Origin of the sequence: Devosia aurantiaca (assembly GCF_011058215.1) — a bacterium.
Classification (GTDB): domain Bacteria; phylum Pseudomonadota; class Alphaproteobacteria; order Rhizobiales; family Devosiaceae; genus Devosia; species Devosia aurantiaca.
On sequence record NZ_JAALFG010000002.1, the window covers coordinates 734,018 to 753,868 of the forward strand.

The window sequence follows — 19,851 nt, forward strand, 5'->3', positions numbered from 1 at the left end:
GTTTCCCTACGCCTGCCTTAACCAGATATCAGTCAGATTTGGCTAGGGTCGCGCCGAATTGGAGGCCCAAGTGCGGCAGATCGTACGCTGGGGTGTCGTCATTGCCGCGCTCCTTGTCCTGATTGGCCTCAGCCTTTCGGGCATGTTGGCGTCGCTGGATCGCCGGCTCGGCGACTGGCGCCTGAGCCTCGTGCCTACCCAGCCGAGCGGCACGACAGTCGTCGTCGAAATCGACAGCAAGAGCCTTGCCGAAGTGGGCGTCTGGCCCTGGCCGCGCACCATGCACGCCTCCCTCCTCGACCGGTTGATGGAGGCGGGCGTTGAGGATGTCGCCTTCGACATCGATTTTTCCAGCGCCAGTGACGACTGGGCCGATGCCCAATTCACCGCTGCGCTCGAACGCGCCGGCGGCTACGCCTACCTTGCCGCTTTTGGCCAGGACGATGGCGCCGGCGGCACCAGTTTCACGCGGCCGCTTCCCCAGTTCGCGGAACAAGCCGATCCCGTCCTCGTCAACGTTCTCCTCGATCCCACAAACGCCCGCGTCCACAGCCTGCCGATGTCGGCGACGGATGCGTTTGGCGAAGTGCCTTCGCTTGCTCTCGAACTCGCCCGCCCGGAGTTTCCGGTTCCCCCTGTCGTCGAGATCGACTTCAGTATCGACCTGAGCCGTCTTGCCCGGTTGAGCTATACCGATGTGCTCTACGGTCGCATCGATCCGGCCTTCCTTGCCGGCAAGCAGGTGATCGTTGGCGCTGGCGCCATCGAACTGCGCGATTTCTTCAACACGCCGCTCCACGGCATCCTCTCCGGCCCGATCGTCCAGGCGACCGCGGTCGAAACTCTGAAGGCCGGCCGCATTCTGAGCAATTGGGGTCACCTCCCCGGCTTGCTGCTCACCAGTTTCGGCGCCTTGATCCTTCTGCTCACCCGCCGCTCCAGCATTGCCTTCACCGGCCTTGCGCTTCTCGTCTCGGCCCCGCTGACCGAGGCCCTGGCCCTTTTCGCCTATGCCAAGCTCGACCTGATCGTTCACTCGGCCAGCATGCATGTTGGCCTGTTGCTCCTCTTCGGCCTTGCCCTCGCCGATGACGGCTATAGCCAGTTGCTCGGACGCCGCGCAGCGTTGCGGCGCCTGCGCTTTCTGGCCACGCACGACGCCCCCACCGGCCTCTACTCCCGACAGGGCCTACTCGACCGCCCCAGCAGCACGCACCCGCAAATGGTGATTGCGCTGCAGCCGCAAGGCACCGACGAGCTTCGCGCCACCTTGGGACATGACGTGGTCGAAAGACTTCTCGTGCAGTTCGCGCACCGTCTCGAGCATGCCGGATTTCCATCCCTAGCACGCATCGCTCCGTCCACTTTCGCGCTTGCCGGCGACGACAATGGCGACGCCGATCACCTGAGCAAAAAAGCGGTCTATATCACCCGCGAGCTTTCCGGCATCTATCACGTCGACGAGCATCGGCTTTATGTCGAGATCATCGCCGGCTATGCCGCCGGCCCCTTCGACCTGCCCGAGCTGATCAACCAAGCCGAAACCGCCCTCGTTCAGGCTCGCGCCAATCGCACCAACGTCCATGGCTTCAGCCCCGCCGACCACGCCGCCATGGAACGCCATCGGCGCCTCGATCGCGATCTGCGCGGCGCCATCGCCGGCGGTCAGTTGCGTCTGCTCTACCAGCCTCAGATCGCTCTTCGCACCCGCAAACTGGTGGGCGCCGAGACGCTGATGCGCTGGGATCATCCCGAGCTGGGCCTGATTTCACCCGCCGAGTTCATCCCGCTGGCCGAGGAAACGGGCCTTATCATCGATCTTGGCCGCTGGATCCTCGAAGAAGCCTGCCTCGAGGCTTCGCGCTGGCCTGACAGCATGGTCGTTGCGGTCAACGTCTCGCCCATCCAGTTCCAGCACTCCGACCTTGTCGCCGTCGTCACCGAAGCACTGCGCCGCTCCGGCCTGCCACCCGAGCGCTTGGAACTCGAAATCACCGAATCGAGCCGCGTCACCGATCCCCGCCTCGTCAGCACCACGATGTGGAGCTTGCAACGTCTCGGCGTTCGCCTTTCGGTCGATGATTTCGGCACCGGCTATTCATCACTGATCTATTTCCGCGACCTGCCCTTCGACACGGTCAAGATCGACCAAAGCTTTGTGCGCGATCGCTCCTCGCCCGACGCCGAGGCCCTGCTCGCTGCCATCATCGAACTCGCCCGCCGCATGCGCAAGCACACGGTCGCCGAAGGCATCGAAGACGAAGCGACGGCTGCGCTGCTTGAGAGACAAGGCTGCACCTATGGCCAAGGTTACTATTTCAGCCGGCCCGTGCCCGTCGAACAGCTGCTGCAAATGCTGGAGCTGGAAACAAAAACACCGGCCAGAGCCTGAGCTCCAGCCGGTGTGATTGGACGCCCTAGTTAGTGTCAGTCCTTGTCGCGTCCGCCCGGCCCATGACCCTTGCCATTGCCTGGTCCGTCGCTGTTGCCATTGCCCTTGTCGTCGTCGTTCTTGCCAGGGCCGTTGCCGTTCCCATGGCCAGGACCGCCGCCGTCCGGTCCGTTTCCGCTGCCGCTGTTGCTGCCGGGTCCGTTCCCATTGCCGTTGTTGCCGCCGGGGCCATTTCCGTTTTCGGACCCGCGATCATTGCCACGGCCGTTAGCGGGCCCATCACCTTTGCCCGGCCCGTCATCCTTATTCGGCCCGTGACCACGACCCGGTCCATCATCTTTGCCGGGACCATTGCCCTTGCCAGGGCCGTCGCCTCTACCGCGGCCATTGTTCGCGCCCGGCCCATTGCCCTTACCAGGACCGTTAGCAGCAGGCCCGTTATTGTTGCCGGGCCCGCTGTTGCGCTCAGCCTGATCTGCGCCACGCCCGTTGCCGGCATCATTGCGGCCTGCAGCAGCCGTCAACAGTTCCGGGTTCTCGCGCACGACCTCGACGGCCTCGGCCGCGGTAATGTTGCCGCTCAATACGGCCTCACGCGCCACTGCCGGCACGACTTCCCCCTGGATCATGAAGACCGCGTTCTCGGAACCGGGTCCGGACACGTCCAGCGGCCGCGTTTGCCGCGCCTCGGCCACCTGGCCCGGAGTGACATCCACCATCATCTCGTGGCTCGAGTCTTGTACCTGCACCACGCCGCGATCAACGCTGACGCTCGCCTGTCCATTGCTATAGGTTACCGTGAACTGGGTACCCTTGACCACGGCCGCAAGCACCGGCGTCTGCACCGAAAAATGCTGCACATTGCGCCGCTCGGCATCCACCGTCACGGTGCCACGCGACTGGATCACGCTGGTCATCTTCTGGTCGCCGGCATCGCGGATGGAGATTTCGGTATTTGCCGCAAGGGAGATCCGCTCCGCGCCACGCACCAGCTCGACACGTCCATTGGACTCCGTCCGGACCCTGCCGCCATCCGGAACAACCTGGCCGCGCGTCAGCGTTACCCAGTCTCCGCCCTGCATCACCGTCACGCTTCCGCGCAGGCGATCAGCAACCCAGTCATCAGCCAGAACACTCGTGCTCACCGATGCGAGCAGCACCGCAGCACACAAAATTCGAAGTGGACGCATAAAGGACTTCCCCAAAGCAGCTTCTGCCGCATGGGAACCACCTTACGTATTTGTCCTCAACCAAAGCATTTACATCCGATGCTTTAATTGTCTTTAAGTCGTCACATCAGCGGACAAGGTTAGCGCGATGTAAAAGCTCTTCTTTATGGCTTCAATCCAACGGGGACCGGTGGCGGCGCATGCAGCACGGTGATCCGCACCCGCTCGTTTGCTGCCATATAAGGATCGTTCGGGAAGAACGGCTCATCTGTGGCCCGCCCAATCACCGACTTGACGCGGTCCTCGCCCATGCCGAATTCGCCTAGGATCGAGCGAACCACATTTGCCCGGTCCGCCGACAGTTCCCACGGCCCGTAGCGCGGATTGTCATAGCGCCCGCCAGCGGCGGTATGGCCCGAAATCGTCACCTGCGCATTGAGCTGCTGCAGGATCGGCGCAATGGCTGCGATTGCCGCCCGTGTCGGCTCCAGCGGATACTTCGATCCTTCCGGAAACATCGAGCGGCCCTGCTGGTCGACGATCTGGATGTCGAGACCCTCTTCGGTTTCCTCGATCAGAAGGTTGTCCATGAACGGCGTGACTTCCGGCAGCGACTGCCAGGCCTGCTTGATGCTGGCTGCGGCGCTATGGAAAGCCTGGTTGTCGAGCGACTTGAGGTTGAATTCGCTGTCGCTGGAAGCCTGCTGCTCGCTGCCCTGCTGCCGCGCCGGTCCGCCGATCTGGATTTCCGTCGTGCCCTGGTCGGCGCTTTGCGGCGAAGCCGGCTTCGCCTCGATCACATCAGCCGACGAGCCCGACATCCGATTGCCAGAATTATCCATCGCATTGCCGCCCATCACCCCGCCGGCGCCACTGGTGGTGACGCTCAGCGCCGCCGGCGCAAAATAGTCAGCCAGGCCCTGCTTTTGCTCGGGCGTCGTCATGCTGATCAGCCAGAGCAGCAGAAAGAACGCCATCATCGCGGTCACGAAGTCCGCATAAGCGATCTTCCAGGCGCCGCCATGGTGAGCGTGCCCCTTCTTCTTGACCTTCTTGATGATGATCGGCTGATCGTACTGCGCCATGGCCCGATGTCCTTATGCCGTTGCCGGCAGGGCAGCAGTGGCGGCTTCCACCTCGACAAAGGTCGGGCGCACTTCGCTCATCAGCGCCTTGCGCGCGAACTCGATCGCCATCACTGGCGGCTGCCCGCCGATATGGGCAAGAAGCCCGACCTTGAGCGACAGGAAATACTTGGACTCGGCTTCAAACGTGTTCTTCAGCGACTGCGCAAAGGGCGAAAAGAAGCCATAGGCGACGAACACGCCAAAGAACGTACCCACAAGCGCGCCACCGATCATGTGACCCAGCACTTCCGGCGGCTCGGCGATCGCGCCCATCGTATGGATCACGCCAAGAACGGCCGCGACGATGCCCAGAGCCGGCGTACCGTCTGCCAGCGCCTGCATGGCCGAAACCATGCGCTCCTGCTCCTGATGGTGGGTTTCGAGCTCCTCGTCCATCAGCGCTTCCATCTCGTGCACATTGTTGGACCCCATGGTCACCATGCGCATGTAGTCGCAGACGAACTCCACCGCGTGGTGGTTCTTGGCGAAGGTCGGGAAGGCGTTGAAGAGGCTTGAATTGTGCGGGTCTTCGATATGCGGCTCGATGCCCAAAATGCCCTTCTGCTGCACGAGCTTATACATCGAGAACTGCAAGCCGAGCAGTTCAAGATAGGCGGTCTTGCTGTATTTGGGACCCTTGAACAGTGTCCCGAACATCGCCGGAATACCCTTGAGCACCGGACCGCCATTGGCGATGATGAAGGCGCCGATCGCCGCGCCCAGAATGATCAGGAATTCGAACGGCTGCCACAGCACTTCGATATGCCCGCCGACGCCGAGATAGCCGCCAAAAACGCAGGCAAAGACGACAAGCACACCGACGATCAGACGCATAACGCACACTCAACTTCGAACGCAGCACACGCGTCCGGGTAAAAAGCCTCGGCCGCCCCGCGATAATGCGCGGTTAGGCTTAACAGCGGGTGTATTTGATTGGCCTGCCCCTTGCCTTCCTCCGCGTTTGCACTGCTGATGACGACAGACAGTTTGCCCCACCCGGAACAAAGCCATGGCCCGTCGCCTCACTGCCCTCGCTTCAATCGTCGTGCTCGCCCTCGCCGCGCCAGCGATGGCCCAGGAAGAAGAAGTTTATGAGCGCATCGAAACCATCCAGGGTGATGCCGATGGCTTCTTCGAGCTTTTCTCGATCCTGCAGGATGCAGCCATGTTCGGCGACCCGACGACAATCGCCCAATATGCGTCCTACCCGCTGCTGGTGAACGCCAATGGCGAAAGCTACGACATTCTTGAAGAACAGGACCTCCTCGACAACTTCGACAGCCTCGTCACGCCTGAAACCATGCAGGCGTTGCTTGAACAGGACGTCGGCGACCTGACCGTCACCGACGAAGGCGTCGGCATCGGCAATGGCGCCATCTGGATCAGCAACATCTGCCTTGACGATGCCTGCTCGGATACCGAGTGGGGCATCCTGTCGATTAACAACTAAGGCTGAGGCGCCCGGTCAGCTCAGCGCAAAGTCCGGCCGCCCTTCGCCCGTCTCGCTATGCGTGTGCTCCACAAGGGGCCGGATTTCCATGCGGCCATATTGGAGAATGGGGTCGTCTTCAAAGAGCGGCATCAGCGCTTCAAGGCTTTCCGCCTCGAGCAGCAGGAAGCCGCCGACCACCTCCTTGCCCTCGCTGAATGGTCCATCCGTCGCGATCAACGCACCATCCACGGTCCGTAACGACCGTGCCGTTTCCGCCTGCGCCAGCGGCGACGCAAAGATCAGGTGCCCGCTGTCCCGCAGCTTGCGATCATGCCGGATCGTTGCATCATCCAGAAGCCTCACGTCCTCGGGCGTAAGGTGGTCCATCGCCCCGGGCTCGAAATAAACAAGTGCCATAAATCGCATCGCATTCTCCTGCTCTGCCCTTACGACGAATGAGCGGGCCGGTTTTTGCCGGCCCGCTCAGATATTTTAGATCGTGCCGCGTTCCCGGCGCACGGCCATGACTTTATCCACGTCGGATGCCGAGTGCCGTTCCTTGACGATCTCGTCTTCCGGCCCCTGCCCTGCAAGAATGATCCGGCCACGCTTCACTGCCTCACGTGCATCGAGCTGCTTGGCCCAGCGCACCACATTCTTGTAGCTTTCGACGTCGAGAAATTCGGCGGCATTATAGGCGCGACCCAGTGTCAGCCCGCCATACCAAGGCCAGATCGCCATGTCGGCAATGGTGTATTCGCTGCCCGACACATATTCATGGCTCTCCAACTGACGATCGAGCACGTCGAGCTGGCGCTTGGCCTCCATGGCATAGCGATCGATCGCATACTGGATCTTGGTGGGCGCGTAGGCGTAAAAATGCCCGAAGCCGCCGCCGAGGAACGGCGCGCTACCCATCTGCCAAAACAGCCAGTTCATCGTCTCGGCCCGCTGCGCCACGTCCTTGCTCAGGAAGGCGTCGAACTTGTCGGCCAAATAAACTAGGATCGACCCGCTCTCGAACAAACGGATCGGCTCTGCCGGGGCGTAGTCGATCATCGCCGGGATCTTGGAGTTGGGATTGATGTCGACGAAACCCGAGCCAAACTGGTCGCCCTTGCCGATATTGATGAGGTAAGCGTCGTATTCGGCGTCATGCCCGGCCGCCAGCAGCTCCTCGAGCATGATGGTGACCTTTTGCCCGTTCGGGGTCGCCAGCGAATGGAGCTGCAGCTTGTGCTCGCCGCGCGGCAGCTCGACCTCGCGCTGCGCGCCGGCGGTCGGCCGGTTGATGCTGGCAAAGGCCCCACCGTTACCCGGTTCCCACTTCCAAACTTTAGGCGGCACGTATTCTGCGTCGGACATAGCAAGACTCGCATTGTTGATCGTTCTGCCGCTTATATCGGCTATTGCCGATGGAAAACCAACCCCGCCCTGCCATTGCCAGCTAGCGCCCCTGCGGCTAAGCCTCGCCCATGATCGCAGAGCCCTTCGAAATCTTCCTTGTCGCGACCCCCGGCCTCGAAGCCCCGCTTTGCGACGAGGCGCTGGCTACGGGTTTTAGTGGCGCTAGGGTCACCGATGGCGGCGTGGTTTTCCAAGGCACCTGGCTCGATGTCTGGCGCGCCAACCTCACCCTGCGTGGCGCCACCCGCGTCCTGGCCCGGCTCACGAGTTTCCGCTCCGTCCATCTTGCCAAACTCGACAAATCCGCGCGCAAGCTGCCCTGGGCCGAGTGGCTGCGGCCCGATGTGCCCGTGCATGTCGAAGCCAGCTGCAAGCGCTCGCGCATCTACCACGACAAGGCCGCCGCCCAGCGCGTCGCCACCGCCATCGCCGAAACGCTCGGTGCCCCCATCAGCGAAACGGCCGACCTTCGCATCATGGTGCGGATCGAGGACGACCTCGTCACCATCAGCGTCGACACGACCGGCGCATCGCTGCACAAGCGCGGCTTCAAGGAAGCGGTCAACAAGGCGCCGATGCGTGAAACCATGGCCGCAATGTTCTTGGCACAATGCGGGTTCACCGGGACCGAGCCTGTCCTCGACCCGATGTGCGGCTCTGGCACCTTTCCTATTGAAGCCGCCGAAATCGCCGCCGGTCTTCTGCCCGGTCGGGAGCGCCCCTTCGCCTTCGAACTGCTTCCCAGCTTTGACGCCAAAGCCTGGGCCGCACTCCGCGCTCCCTCAGCCCCTCAAGCGCCGTTCCTGCTCTTTTACGGTTCCGACCGTGACCCCGGCGCCATCCGCATTGCCGCCGAAAACGCTGCCCGATCCGGCGTCACCGGCTGGACCCGCTTCGAACAAAAGTCGCTTGAAGAACTGACCCCGCCTGACGGTCCGCCCGGTCTCGTCATCCTCAACCCGCCCTATGGCAGCCGCATCGGGGCCAAGGGTCCGCTGATCGCCACCCACCGCACCTTGGGCGCTGTGCTCAAGAACCGTTTTGGCGGCTGGCGCGTTGGCATCATCACTGCAGACCGGCAACTGGCCGAAGCCACGGGTCTCCGCTTCGAACCCATGCTACCCCCGGTGCTCCACGGCGGCATTCGCGTCGCCCTTTACCGCGCGCAGCTCTGAGCGCCCCTATCCATACAATTTGAACCAATTGCTAACCATACTGGCAGCCATGCCGGTTTATGGCGCAACGAATGCGGCCCGGCCCACCTTTCCTTGTCGTGGATAATCAGGGGGTAGTGCAAATGGGTAAGAGCGGTCGTGTTCTCGTCGTCGAAGACGAAGTCATCCTGCTTCTTGATCTGGTCGACAACCTCGTAGATTTCGGCCTCGAACCGCTGCCGGTCACGACGGCCAGCGGCGCCGCGAGCCTCCTCGATGACTCCATTTCTGGTCTTGTGACCGATATCGAATTGCCCGGCAGCTATAACGGCCTGCAACTGGCGCGGCTTGCCGCCCGCAACCGTCCGGGCCTGCCCATTGTCGTCGTTTCCGCAGGCGTCTGCCCCGCGCACGACGATCTTCCGGCCGGCGCCGTCTTCCTTCCCAAGCCATACCGTGTCGAAGACATCGTCGCGGCACTTGAAAGCCAGCGCATCGCCCGCGCTGCCTGAAACGAAAAGGGCTCCGTTTCCGGAGCCCTTCGCTTTACTGCGCCTGCGAAACGCGAACGATCGTGGAGCTTCCCGCCTGCGGGTTTTCCGTAACCGCATAAACGGCCCCGTCGGGCCCGACCTTCACGTCGCGAACGCGCGCATCGATCGGTACGCGCTCTTCCGTGGCCACCCGGTCCCCATCCATGTGCAGGACCACGAAGGCTTGCGCAACGAGACCACCAACCAGGAATGCGCCGTCCCATTCAGGGAACTCGTCACCCTCGTAATAGGCCATGCCTGAAGGCGCGATCACCGGGTCCCAGTAATAAACCGGCTGCTCGGTTTCGGCGCTTTGCGTGATGCCTTCGCCGATCTTTTGGCCATTGTAGTTGATGCCATAGGTGACTTCCGGCCAGCCATAATTGAGCCCGGCCTCGGGCTTGTTGAGCTCGTCGCCACCCTTGGCGCCGTGCTCTACGATCCACAGCCGGCCTTCGCCATCCAGCGTCGCCGATTGCACATTGCGGTGCCCGAGGCTCCAGATCTCCGGCAAGGCGCCTTCGGTATCGACAAAAGGATTGTCCGAAACCGCCTCGCCTTCGGCGGTGATGTGGAACACCTTGCCCAGCGCGCTTGCAAGCTCCTGCGCCTGGTCGCGGATTGGCTCATCCGAACGTTCGCCAACGGTCACGAACAGCGTGCCGTCTTCATTGGGCACGATGCGCGACCCGAAATGCTTGTCGCCATCGTAGGTCGGCTCCTGGCGGAAGATCACGCTGACGTCGGAAAGCGTCGCCGCTTCCGGATCAAGCGTTGCCGCCGCGACGGATGTCCCGTTCCCATCCTCGCGCTTTTCGGCAAACGAGAAATAGATCTTTCCGGATGTCTCGAAATCATTGGCAAGCGCCACGTCGAGCAACCCGCCCTGGCCGACAAAGTCGATCTCCGGCAGCTCGCCCGTAACCTCGGTCGCTTCCCCGTCCGGCGAAACGATATGCAGCTTGCCAGCCTTTTCCGTCACCAGCATGCGGCCGTCCGACAAAAATTCCAGCGCCCAAAGGTGCGGCAGCCCCTCGGCAATCACCTCCGTGTTGACGGATGCCGGCGCCTCGGGCTGTGGTGCCGGGTCTGGCCTTCAAAGGCCGGTGTTTGGTCCGGTGCATTGGGGGAGCCGTTTCGGCTGGCGTCTGCTGGGCTGACACCGGCAGGGCGAAAAGCGCTGCGGAAAGCATGGTGCCGGCGAGAAGGCGTGAGGTCATTGTCATGGCAAACTCCTGTTGGGATTTGTCGGATAAGGACAAAGCCCACGGGCAAGCCGATCGTTGCCCCGGCGAGCATCACGATCTGGTGGCCCCCGTTCACGTCTGCCGCGAACATGGAACGCGTTCGGCCTCAAAACCCTTGTGCGGGCCACGAGTACCGAAAATTAAAACAGTAATCAGTCATGGCTTCGAGCGTAGCAGACGACCTCGCTAAATTTATCCAAGACCCCAATTTTCCCTGTGTCGGCGCCAAATCCGCCCTTGGCAAGGGACAACTCCATACCTATACCGCCCGCCAGATCGACAGCGCGTGGAACGATGTCGAAATCCAGGACCGGCTGATGCAGTTCGCCTGGGACTACACCCAGGACAAGACGCTATTCACGAGCTTTGCGGTGATCTTCGAAGGCCCGCTCGATCTGTCCGAAAAAGACTTCGAGCGCTTCATGTGGGATCGCATCCAGTCGCTCACCGAAAAAGATACCTGGCGTGGCCAGCCCGCCGATCCGCGCGTCTCGTCCGATCCCGATGACCCCCATTTCTCCTTAAGCTTTGGGGGCGGGGCGAGGCTTTTTTTCGTCGTGGGCCTCCACCCTCATGCGAGCCGCCCTGCCCGCCGCTTCGCCTACCCGACCATGATCTTCAACCTGCACGATCAGTTCGAGACCCTGCGCGAGCAGAACCGCTACGAAAAGCTGCGCGCTTCCATTCTCGATCGCGACGAAAAGCTCGCCGGCAGCATCAATCCGATGCTCGCTCGCCACGGCTCGATCTCCGAAGCCCGCCAATATAGCGGCCGCGCGGTCTCCGAAGAATGGGCCTGCCCCTATCACCGCAACGCAGCCGACAAGGCTGCCATCGACCCGCTTGCCGCCCTGGCCGAGGACCGCTGATGGACCGCATCCCCCACGCTCCGGCACGGCCTTTGAACTTAAGGCTGGCAACATTCTCACGGTCTACGATCCGCTCGGTGGCCAGGTCGGCGATCTTCTCGCCATCAACAAGGCCGACACCCGTGAGATGATCTCCTCCGGGCGCACGCTCGACTATGCCGAAACCATCTACCTCACCACCGGCAACAAGCTCTACTCGAACCGATCCAACGTCATGCTAGAAATCATCGAGGACACGGTCGGAACCCACGACTTCTTGCTGACCCCCTGCTCGGAAGCCACCTTCCGCCTTTGCTACGACAACGAGCCGCCCCACCAGGGCTGCCATGGCAACCTCCATCACGCGCTCGAGCCCTATGGCATCGCCGAAGATGATATTCCGATCGCCTTCAACTGTTTCATGAACGTGCCCGTCGATGGCGCGACCGGCAAGTTCAAGGTCCTGCCACCCAAAAGCAAAGCCGGCGACTACGTACGCTTCCGCGCCGAGATGGACCTCATCATCGGCCTCACCGCCTGCTCCGCTCCTGCCAGCAATGGCGGCACCTTCAAGCCAATCGACTATGAGGTGACGGCAGGCTAAACGGCCTTGCCGCGACCGCAATCCCTCGCCATGAGCGTCTCTCCCGGAGATGCTCATGCGCCACATTCTTTCTGCCGCCCTGCTGCTCGTCCTCGCTTCCCCCTTGCCAGCGACTGCCCAAAGCGATTGGCCCGCTGAAAAATGCCGGCTCTACGAAGGCTACTGGACCGAGGCGCTGGAGCGTTTCGGCAGCGATGACCTCAACTACAATTTCATCGCCGCCAACGAGAACTTCATCGCCGCCGGCTGCTCGGAAAAAGGCACCGCCTGCCCGCGCTCGACGCAGGAGCTCGACATCGCCAACGCCCTCTCGATCCTGATGATCAATGCGGGCGCCGCCAGCACCTTCCTGCCCTTCCACTGCCCCCTCGAAAGTGGAGATTGACGCCTTCTTGGCGCAAGGCGCACTCTTTCGGGGCGAGTCCGGAACCTACGGCCATCCACGAAAGACCTTTCACCATGCTTTTGACCAGAACCCTTTTGGCCGCCACCATCACCGTGGCCAGCGCAGCCTTTGCCCTTGCTGAAACCTCGACCGACGTCACCATCCAGAACGGCAACCGCGCCGTTCCGGCCACCGTGGTCGTTCCCGATGGCGAAGGCCCGTTTCCCGCTGTTGTCATCAATCATGGCCATGGCGGTGGACGTCAGGAAAATGGCGGCCTCGGCCGCATCGCTTCGGCTCTTGCCGAACAGGGCATCCTGTCCGTGCGCATGGATTTCCCCGGCTCCGGCGATAGCACCGAGCCCTTCACCGAAGGCTACCTGTCCAACATGATCTCGGACAGCAATGCCAGCCTCGCCTATGTGCTGGAAAACTACGAGGTCGATGCCGAACGGCTCGGCATCTTCGGCTACTCCATGGGTGGACGCATTGCGCTGACCATCGCGGGCACCGCCGACCAGCCCTACAAGGCCGTGGCGCTATTGGCGCCTTCCGCCGATCCGGGCGGACCGATGTCGGTCGCCTTCATGGGCGGCCAGGCCGAATACGATCGCCTCTATGCCGAGGCGAGCGGTCCGCAGGGCTACGCCACGTACACTACCCAGTTCGGCCAGATTCAGCAGCTGAGCAAGCGCTGGTATGACGAGATGACCGCCTCCGAGCCGCTTGACGCGATCGGCAACTTTTCCGGTCCCATGCTGATCCTTCATGGCGACCAGGACACTGTCGTCCCGGCTTCGGTCGCGGAAATGGTCAAGGCTGCCTATCCCGCGGCGACGCTGACCACCATTCCCGACGCCGACCATGGCTATGGCTTTTACAGCGACCAGCCCAAAGTCACGGAAACGGTGGATACGAGCATCGCCACCTTCTTCGCCGAAAACCTCTAACGGCCTGAGCGTCCTCCCCGATGGGGAGGACGCCTTACCCCTTATCGCTGTGACACCGTTACGAGCGGGGTGATGCGGCGGACCGTAACGCGGCGGTTGGCACTTTCAGAGCGCTGGGTGTTGATCTTGAGATAGCGTTCGCCATAGCCCTGCGTTGCCAGGTTCCAAGGCGGCACCCCATAATATTCGGTCAGCGCGCGCGCTACCGCGGCCGCCCGCTGATCCGAAAGAACGAGGTTATCGCGATCGCTGCCCGGGGCGTCGGTGTGGCCCTCGATCAGGAAGGTTTCTGCCGGATTGCGATCGACCGCATCGAGGATTGCATCAGCCAGGTCCTCGAGCTTGCCGGCCTGCGAGCGCGAAATGCCGGCCGACCCATTGGCAAAGTTGAGATTGCCGATCTCCACGCGCGGCATGCTATCGCGCAGCCGGGCCGAGCGCTTGACCTCGTCGATCGTATAAAGGCGCCGCACCGGCTCCACCGGCGGCAAGCCGAAGAAGCGGATCAGATCATAGGCGTCGCTTCTGTCGTAGAAATAGATGTAGTCGTCGCGCGGCACGGCCACATAGAGCGGCGGCAGCTCATAGCCCACATCGTACCAATACATGCGCTCGTCTTCGCGATAGGCCGGATCGTACCAGGCAAGCACATATTCGTTGCCGTAAGCATCGTAATAGGTGCGGCTGATGATGTTGCCATAGGCGTCGCGGATGGTGATGACTTGCGATCCGTCTGCCGCGATCACCGAGTCCGAATAGCTGCCATCGGCATAGCTCGTATAGATCACGTCATCGGCGCCATAGGCCAGCCGGCTTTGGTCCTCGTAGTAATTGTTGACGATGACGGTGTTGTTGAACTCGTAGACCACAACACCGTCCGAGCTTTCCAGCACCTCGACGTCGTCGGGGGCGGCAAAGGCTTCGGGCGCTACGGAAAGTTCTTCGAGCACTTCGGCTTCGGCGATGGGATCTTCGAGCTCGGGCGCCGAAAAGGCGCGGGCGTTTTCGTCATCGGTCGGCACGTATTCAGGCTCTTCGGCCGCGCCGAGGTCGCTATCGTCCTTGACCGAGTCGAGCATCGGTTCGACCAGCGACGGATCGATGTCCTCCGGCAAGTCCTCGATGACCTCTTCCTGCACGCCATCGCTTTCGACAAAGGCCGTCGCGTCCGATGCCTCGGCATCGTCCTCGGTAACCTCGTCCTCGGCTACGTCATCTTCAGCCGTAGCGTCGTCTTCGGAGATCGCGTCCTCTTCGAACGTTGCGTCCTCCTCCGAGATCTCTTCCTCGTCGGATGTCGCTTCGTCTTCCGAGGTGATCTCGTCCTCGTCGACACTCACCTCGTCTTCCGAATAGACCTCTTCGTCTTCGGCAGTGAACTCATCTGCGTCCGTGGCCTCGTCCTCGAAGATTGGCTCTTCCTCGGTCGCTTCCTCTTCAAAGACAGGCTCTTCCTCGACGGTCTCGTCCTCGAAGACCGGCTCGTCCGCGCTCATCTCTTCTTCGTAGGCTGGCTCTTCTTCCTCGTAGACCGGCTCGTCCTCGTAGGCCGGCTCCTCGTAGGTAGGCTCCTCGTAGGTCGGCTCCTCATAAACCGGCTCTTCGTAGGCAGGCTTTTCGTAAGCGGGTTCTTCGTATGCCGGTTCTTCATAAACCGGCTCTTCGTAGCTTTCCTCGGCCCCGCCACTGAGGAAGCCGTTGCAGCTCTCCCAATCGTAAATGCCCGCGTCGGCGCAGGCGGCGTCGACCTCTTCCTGCGCTTGACGACGCCGGCCAGCGGCGCCACCAAAAGCGCGACCAGCGCTGTCGATCCAAGAAGTTTGCGAGCCCACTGCACCATGGAACTCAGTTTCAAAGTCATCATCGCGGATCCCCCAGCGCCAGCCGCTTTACGAACTATATGCCTGCTTATTCGAGCGCAGCATTGCCCGCTTCGATGCATTCGTCAGTGGTGAATGACGGCTCGTCCAATTCATCGCTGATCTGGCTGTAGGCGATGATGTAGAGCGACTTGCCGACCGCCTTTTGCTGCTCGGCATCATAGCCCGCATCGATCAGCGACTGCCCGGCGGCGTTATAAAGCGCCTCGCGCGCTTCGGCGATCACCTCAAGGTTTTCGGTCTCGCCAGCCGCTTCCATTTCGTCGGTCACGATCTGCAGCGCCACGGCGCACCAGCCATCGAGATAGGCCTGCTCAGAAACTTCGTCGGCGGCGATCACATCGATCGCCTCGTTCAACTGGTCTTCAGTAAACGTGGCCTGAGCCAGAACCGGGCTGGAAAAGGCAACGAGGCAGGCAGCGGTGAGCAGGAGGGAGGTGCGCATGGCGATCTCATGGAGAAAAGATGGCCACTCATAACCGAGCAACAAAATCAAAGATATGGGGCCACCCCTCTCTTTTGTGCCCAACAAGAACTTATTCGATTGAAGGTTTATTTCGGGCGTCTGGGTTTGTTCTTTGCCTCACGCGACAGCCCCTTCCCCACCCCGAAGATAATGCGTAAGCTATGCTGACCTATTTAATCGTTGGACAAGAGCAAGCATGAAGACCAGCGAACCGAACACTCTTGCCATCAGGGCCTCCGATGCGCCTCTACGCACAAAACCCTCCAACTACCCTGAGCCATTCTTCAGCCGGATGGCCAAGCGCGAAAAGCGGGTACTCGGCGATCTCTTCGGCCTCAAGAACTTTGGCGTAAACCTCACCCGGCTTCATCCCGGCGGAGAGTCGGCGCTGCTTCACAGGCACAGCAAGCAGGACGAGTTCGTCTACATTCTTGAAGGCATGCCGACGCTCGTCACCGATGTGGGAGAAAAGCAGCTGGAACCAGGCATGTGCGCCGGCTTTCCCGCGGGGGACGTAGCGCATCAGCTGGTCAATCGAACGGAAACCGACGTCGTTTACCTGGAGATCGGCGACCGAACCCCTGGCGACGAAGGCAGCTACCCTCAGGATGACCTGCAAGCTGTCATGGGCCCAAACGGCTGGGTGTTCACTCATAAGGACGGCCAACCTTATTGATGCTCGTCCAGCATAGCCGACCCGCCTTCAACCCATAGCAGCCATCGTGCCGCCACCCCTTCCCTTCCCCGTCCTCTTCGGTTAAACCGCCCACCTAACCACCATGTCCGGACTTCTTCCCCGCGCCGCAGCGCTCAGCTGCCACGCGGGTTTCGCGCGGACGGGTGTGTCCGGGCGATTCTTTCCTCGCCCGTACCCGCGTAAAACAGCCGAGCGAGCACCATGCCAAAACGTACCGACATCAAATCGATCCTCATCATCGGTGCGGGTCCGATCATCATCGGGCAGGCCTGCGAGTTCGACTATTCCGGCACTCAGGCCTGCAAGGCGCTCAAGGAAGAGGGCTACCGGATCATTCTGGTGAACTCGAACCCGGCGACGATCATGACCGATCCCGACCTGGCCGACGCCACCTATATGGAGCCGATCACTCCGGAAGTGGTCGCCAAGATCATCGAAAAGGAGCGCCCCGATGCGCTGCTCCCGACGATGGGTGGCCAGACCGCGCTCAACTGCGCGCTGTCGCTGCGCAAGATGGGCGTGCTCGAAAAGTTCGGCGTTGAAATGATCGGCGCCACCGCCGAAGCCATCGACAAGGCCGAGGATCGCGAGCTTTTCCGCGACGCCATGAAGAAGATCGGCCTCGAGACCCCGCGTTCGATGCTGGCCCACAACACGATCGAAGCGCTGCAGGCGCTCGAAGTCATCGGCCTCCCCTGTATCATCCGCCCCAGCTTCACCCTGGGCGGCACCGGCGGCGGCATCGCCTACAACCGCGAAGAATACCTCGCCATCGTCGAATCGGGTGTCGACGCCTCGCCCACCAGCGAAGTTCTGGTCGAGGAAAGCGTCCTCGGCTGGAAGGAATACGAGATGGAGGTTGTCCGCGATAAAAGGACAACTGCATCATCGTCTGCTCGATCGAAAATATCGATCCCATGGGCGTCCACACCGGCGACTCGATCACCGTTGCCCCGGCCCTGACGCTGACCGACAAGGAATACCAGATCATGCGCGACGCCTCGCTGGCGGTGCTGCGCGAGATCGGCGTCGAAACCGGCGGCTCCAACGTCCAATTCGGCATTAACCCTGCCGACGGCCGCATGGTCGTTATCGAAATGAACCCGCGCGTCTCGCGCTCTTCGGCGCTGGCGTCCAAGGCCACGGGCTTCCCGATCGCCAAGGTCGCCGCGCGCCTCGCCGTCGGCTACACGCTCGACGAACTCGAAAACGACATCACCGGCGGCGCCACCCCGGCTTCCTTCGAGCCGACCATCGACTATGTGGTGACCAAGATCCCGCGTTTCGCCTTCGAGAAATTCCCCGGCGCCGACAACCGTCTCACCACCTCGATGAAGTCGGTCGGCGAAGCCATGGCCATCGGCCGCACCTTCCAGGAATCGCTGCAAAAGGCGCTGCGCTCGCTCGAAACCGGCCTCACCGGCCTTAACGAAATCGGCATTCCGGGCCTTGGCGAAGGCGAAGACAAGAACGCCGTCAAGCAAGCTCTCGGCACTGGCACGCCACAGCGCCTGCTGCATGTCGCCGAAGCCATGCGCCTCGGCTTCTCCGACGAAGAAATCTTTGAGGCCTGCAAGATCGACCCCTGGTTCCTCGAGCAGATGCGCGGCATCGTCGACATGGAACAAAAGGTCAAGGAATACGGCCTCCCCAAGGACGCCCAGACCCTGCGCAAGCTCAAGTCCATGGGCTTCTCCGACGCCCGCCTCGCCCAGCTCGCCGGCCTTAAGGCCTCCGACGTTCGCAAGCTCCGCCACAGCCTCGAAGTGCGTCCCGCCTACAAGCGCATCGACACTTCCGCTGCCGAATTCGCCTCGCCGACCGCCTACATGTACTCGACCTATGAAGCCCCCTTCGGCGGCAAGGTCGACGACGAGGCACGCCCCTCCGACCGCAAGAAGGTCGTCATCCTCGGCGGCGGCCCCAACCGCATCGGCCAAGGCATCGAGTTCGACTATTGCTGCTGCCACGCCGCCTTCGCGCTCAGCGATGCCGGCTACGAAACCATCATGGTCAACTGCAATCCGGAAACTGTCTCCACCGACTACGACACTTCCGATCGCCTCTATTTCGAGCCGCTGACCGAAGAAGACGTCATCGAAATCCTGCTCACCGAAAAGCAGAACGGCACCCTCCACGGGGTCATCGTCCAGTTCGGCGGCCAGACACCGCTCAACCTTGCCGAAGCCGTGCAGAAGGCGGGCGTGCCGATCCTCGGCACCCAGCCCGACGCCATCGACCTCGCCGAAGACCGTGACCTTTTCTCCAAGCTCCTCAACCGCCTGGAGCTGACACAGCCCAAGAACGGCATCGCCTATTCGCTCGAACAGTCCCGCCTTGTCGCCGAGCGCCTGGGCTACCCGCTGGTGATCCGCCCGTCCTACGTGCTCGGCGGCCGCGCCATGGCCATCGTCCACTCGGCCAAGGACTTCGAGAGCTATGTCCAGGACACGCTGACTGGCCTCGTCCCGCCCGATATCCTCCAGCGCTACCCCAACGACAAGACCGGCCAAATCAATTCGGTCCTCTCCGATAACCCGCTGCTGTTCGACGCTTACCTCTCCGGCGCCATCGAGATCGACGTCGATGCGCTTTGTGACGGCAAGGACGTCTTTGTCGCCGGCATCATGGAGCATATCGAAGAAGCCGGTATCCATTCCGGTGACAGCGCCTGCTCGCTGCCGCCGCGTTCGCTGTCCCCCGAAGTCATCGAAGAGCTCAAGCGCCAGACGCGCGAACTCGCCTTCGCCCTCAAGGTCGGCGGACTGATGAACGTCCAGTACGCCTATAAGGACGACACGATCTACCTGATCGAGGTCAATCCGCGCGCCTCCCGCACTGTGCCCTTTGTCGCCAAGGTCATCGGCCAGCCCATTGCCAAGATCGCCTCGCGCATCATGGCCGGTGAATCCTTGGCCAGCTTCAGCCTGACCGAGAAGACGCTTAAGCACATTGCGGTCAAGGAAGCCGTCTTCCCGTTCAACCGCTTCCCCGGCGTCGACACGGTTCTCGGCCCCGAAATGAAGTCGACCGGCGAAGTTATCGGCCTCGACTACGATTTCGCCATCGCCTTTGCCAAATCCCAGATGGGCGCCGGCCAGAAGGTCCCGACCTCCGGCAAGGCCTTCATCTCGGTGCGCGATGACGACAAGCAGTACATCGTCGACATGGCCCGCCACCTGGTCGATGCCGGCTTCGAAATCCTCGCCACCGGCGGCACCCAGCGTTACCTGGTCGACAACAACGTCCCCTCGACCAAGATCAACAAGGTTCTCGAGGGCCGTCCGCACATCGTCGACTCGTTAAAGAACGGCGGCGTGCAGCTCGTGATCAACACCACCGACGGCCTCAAGTCGATCTCGGACAGCCGCGACATCCGCCGCACGGCGCTCCTTGCCAAGATCCCCTATTACACGACCATCGACGGCGCCCTCGCCGCCGTCGAAGGCATCGTCGCCCTCCGCGAAGGCGGCCTCCAGGTCCGCGCCCTCCAGGAATACTTCGCGGCCTGAATCGGCACGCCCACGGTTTTCCTCCTCCTCCTAAAGGGGAAGGTAGCG

At 61.9% G+C, this 19,851-nt stretch carries 16 protein-coding genes and 2 pseudogenes; 10 read left to right on the forward strand and 8 right to left on the reverse strand.

Annotated features, from left to right (window positions below):
* Positions 1-70 precede the first annotated feature (70 nt).
* Positions 71-2,392: an EAL domain-containing protein gene (locus G5575_RS11290; protein WP_164534396.1), complete on the forward strand. Its 2,322-nt coding sequence runs from the start codon at positions 71-73 to the stop codon at positions 2,390-2,392.
* A gap of 35 nt (positions 2,393-2,427) precedes the next feature.
* On the opposite strand, the gene G5575_RS11295 is transcribed toward G5575_RS11290, so the two are convergent.
* The 3 genes from G5575_RS11295 to motA form a co-directional block, all read right to left on the reverse strand.
* Complete coding sequence (locus G5575_RS11295) at positions 2,428-3,582, reverse strand: FecR domain-containing protein (RefSeq protein WP_164534397.1); 1,155 nt, start codon at positions 3,580-3,582, stop codon at positions 2,428-2,430.
* A gap of 143 nt (positions 3,583-3,725) precedes the next feature.
* A complete protein-coding gene (locus G5575_RS11300; RefSeq protein ID WP_164534398.1) occupies positions 3,726-4,646 on the reverse strand; it encodes a flagellar motor protein MotB in 921 nt (306 codons plus the stop codon).
* 12 nt (positions 4,647-4,658) lie between these two features.
* Positions 4,659-5,522 (reverse strand): flagellar motor stator protein MotA, encoded by an 864-nt coding sequence (motA, locus tag G5575_RS11305; RefSeq protein ID WP_164534399.1) that lies wholly within the window; start codon positions 5,520-5,522, stop codon positions 4,659-4,661.
* Positions 5,523-5,697: 175 nt separating this feature from the next.
* On the opposite strand from motA, the gene G5575_RS11310 reads away from it, so the two are divergent.
* The gene (locus G5575_RS11310) at positions 5,698-6,138 is read left to right on the forward strand and encodes a hypothetical protein (protein WP_164534400.1); all 441 of its coding nucleotides are present in this window, start codon (positions 5,698-5,700) and stop codon (positions 6,136-6,138) included.
* Positions 6,139-6,153: 15 nt separating this feature from the next.
* On the opposite strand, the gene G5575_RS11315 is transcribed toward G5575_RS11310, so the two are convergent.
* Positions 6,154-6,546 (reverse strand): YciI family protein, encoded by a 393-nt coding sequence (locus G5575_RS11315; RefSeq protein ID WP_164534401.1) that lies wholly within the window; start codon positions 6,544-6,546, stop codon positions 6,154-6,156.
* A gap of 66 nt (positions 6,547-6,612) precedes the next feature.
* Complete coding sequence (gene yghU, locus G5575_RS11320) at positions 6,613-7,485, reverse strand: glutathione-dependent disulfide-bond oxidoreductase (RefSeq protein WP_164534402.1); 873 nt, start codon at positions 7,483-7,485, stop codon at positions 6,613-6,615.
* Positions 7,486-7,595: 110 nt separating this feature from the next.
* Here yghU and G5575_RS11325 point away from each other — a divergent pair, with 110 nt between their 5' ends.
* Entirely contained in the window at positions 7,596-8,702 is a 1,107-nt protein-coding gene (locus G5575_RS11325; RefSeq protein WP_164534403.1) for a THUMP domain-containing class I SAM-dependent RNA methyltransferase, read from the forward strand.
* Positions 8,703-8,824: 122 nt separating this feature from the next.
* A complete protein-coding gene (locus tag G5575_RS11330) occupies positions 8,825-9,193 on the forward strand; it encodes a response regulator (protein ID WP_164534404.1) in 369 nt (122 codons plus the stop codon).
* A gap of 34 nt (positions 9,194-9,227) precedes the next feature.
* On the opposite strand, the pseudogene G5575_RS11335 reads toward G5575_RS11330, so the two are convergent.
* Positions 9,228-10,440, reverse strand: a pseudogene (locus G5575_RS11335) (PQQ-dependent sugar dehydrogenase).
* A 179-nt stretch (positions 10,441-10,619) separates the two neighbouring features.
* Here G5575_RS11335 and gntA point away from each other — a divergent pair.
* From gntA to G5575_RS11355, 4 genes are all read left to right on the forward strand, one after another.
* Positions 10,620-11,330 (forward strand): guanitoxin biosynthesis heme-dependent pre-guanitoxin N-hydroxylase GntA, encoded by a 711-nt coding sequence (gntA, locus tag G5575_RS11340; protein ID WP_164534405.1) that lies wholly within the window; start codon positions 10,620-10,622, stop codon positions 11,328-11,330.
* Entirely contained in the window at positions 11,305-11,913 is a 609-nt protein-coding gene (locus G5575_RS11345; RefSeq protein WP_164534406.1) for a DUF1989 domain-containing protein, read from the forward strand. Before gntA ends, G5575_RS11345 begins: the two co-directional genes overlap by 26 nt.
* 55 nt (positions 11,914-11,968) lie before the next feature.
* Positions 11,969-12,298, forward strand: coding sequence for a hypothetical protein (locus G5575_RS11350; protein WP_164534407.1), 330 nt, complete (start codon positions 11,969-11,971; stop codon positions 12,296-12,298).
* A 74-nt stretch (positions 12,299-12,372) separates the two neighbouring features.
* Positions 12,373-13,248: an alpha/beta hydrolase family protein gene (locus G5575_RS11355; RefSeq protein WP_164534408.1), complete on the forward strand. Its 876-nt coding sequence runs from the start codon at positions 12,373-12,375 to the stop codon at positions 13,246-13,248.
* Positions 13,249-13,289: 41 nt separating this feature from the next.
* Here G5575_RS11355 and G5575_RS21775 read toward each other — a convergent pair whose 3' ends face one another.
* Both G5575_RS21775 and G5575_RS11365 read right to left on the reverse strand, forming a co-directional pair.
* A complete protein-coding gene (locus tag G5575_RS21775) occupies positions 13,290-15,080 on the reverse strand; it encodes an OmpA family protein (RefSeq protein WP_164534409.1) in 1,791 nt (596 codons plus the stop codon).
* A gap of 76 nt (positions 15,081-15,156) precedes the next feature.
* A complete protein-coding gene (locus G5575_RS11365) occupies positions 15,157-15,573 on the reverse strand; it encodes a hypothetical protein (protein WP_164534410.1) in 417 nt (138 codons plus the stop codon).
* 217 nt (positions 15,574-15,790) lie between these two features.
* Here G5575_RS11365 and G5575_RS11370 point away from each other — a divergent pair, with 217 nt between their 5' ends.
* Both G5575_RS11370 and carB read left to right on the forward strand, forming a co-directional pair.
* Complete coding sequence (locus G5575_RS11370) at positions 15,791-16,270, forward strand: cupin domain-containing protein (protein WP_164534411.1); 480 nt, start codon at positions 15,791-15,793, stop codon at positions 16,268-16,270.
* A 222-nt stretch (positions 16,271-16,492) separates the two neighbouring features.
* A pseudogene (carB, locus tag G5575_RS11375) lies at positions 16,493-19,803 on the forward strand (carbamoyl-phosphate synthase large subunit).
* Positions 19,804-19,851 lie beyond the last annotated feature (48 nt).

What these genes read in the sequence shown, in the direction of transcription:
- G5575_RS11295 (WP_164534397.1), bottom strand. Translation starts at nt 3,582, where the DNA reads ATGCGTCCACTTCGAATTTTGTGTGCTGCGGTGCTGCTCGCATCGGTG.
- G5575_RS11300 (WP_164534398.1), bottom strand. Translation starts at nt 4,646, where the DNA reads ATGGCGCAGTACGATCAGCCGATCATCATCAAGAAGGTCAAGAAGAAG.
- motA (WP_164534399.1), bottom strand. Translation starts at nt 5,522, where the DNA reads ATGCGTCTGATCGTCGGTGTGCTTGTCGTCTTTGCCTGCGTTTTTGGC.
- G5575_RS11310 (WP_164534400.1), top strand. Translation starts at nt 5,698, where the DNA reads ATGGCCCGTCGCCTCACTGCCCTCGCTTCAATCGTCGTGCTCGCCCTC.
- G5575_RS11315 (WP_164534401.1), bottom strand. Translation starts at nt 6,546, where the DNA reads ATGCGATTTATGGCACTTGTTTATTTCGAGCCCGGGGCGATGGACCAC.
- yghU (WP_164534402.1), bottom strand. Translation starts at nt 7,485, where the DNA reads ATGTCCGACGCAGAATACGTGCCGCCTAAAGTTTGGAAGTGGGAACCG.
- G5575_RS11325 (WP_164534403.1), top strand. Translation starts at nt 7,596, where the DNA reads ATGATCGCAGAGCCCTTCGAAATCTTCCTTGTCGCGACCCCCGGCCTC.
- G5575_RS11330 (WP_164534404.1), top strand. Translation starts at nt 8,825, where the DNA reads ATGGGTAAGAGCGGTCGTGTTCTCGTCGTCGAAGACGAAGTCATCCTG.
- gntA (WP_164534405.1), top strand. Translation starts at nt 10,620, where the DNA reads ATGGCTTCGAGCGTAGCAGACGACCTCGCTAAATTTATCCAAGACCCC.
- G5575_RS11350 (WP_164534407.1), top strand. Translation starts at nt 11,969, where the DNA reads ATGCGCCACATTCTTTCTGCCGCCCTGCTGCTCGTCCTCGCTTCCCCC.
- G5575_RS11355 (WP_164534408.1), top strand. Translation starts at nt 12,373, where the DNA reads ATGCTTTTGACCAGAACCCTTTTGGCCGCCACCATCACCGTGGCCAGC.
- G5575_RS11365 (WP_164534410.1), bottom strand. Translation starts at nt 15,573, where the DNA reads ATGCGCACCTCCCTCCTGCTCACCGCTGCCTGCCTCGTTGCCTTTTCC.
- G5575_RS11370 (WP_164534411.1), top strand. Translation starts at nt 15,791, where the DNA reads ATGAAGACCAGCGAACCGAACACTCTTGCCATCAGGGCCTCCGATGCG.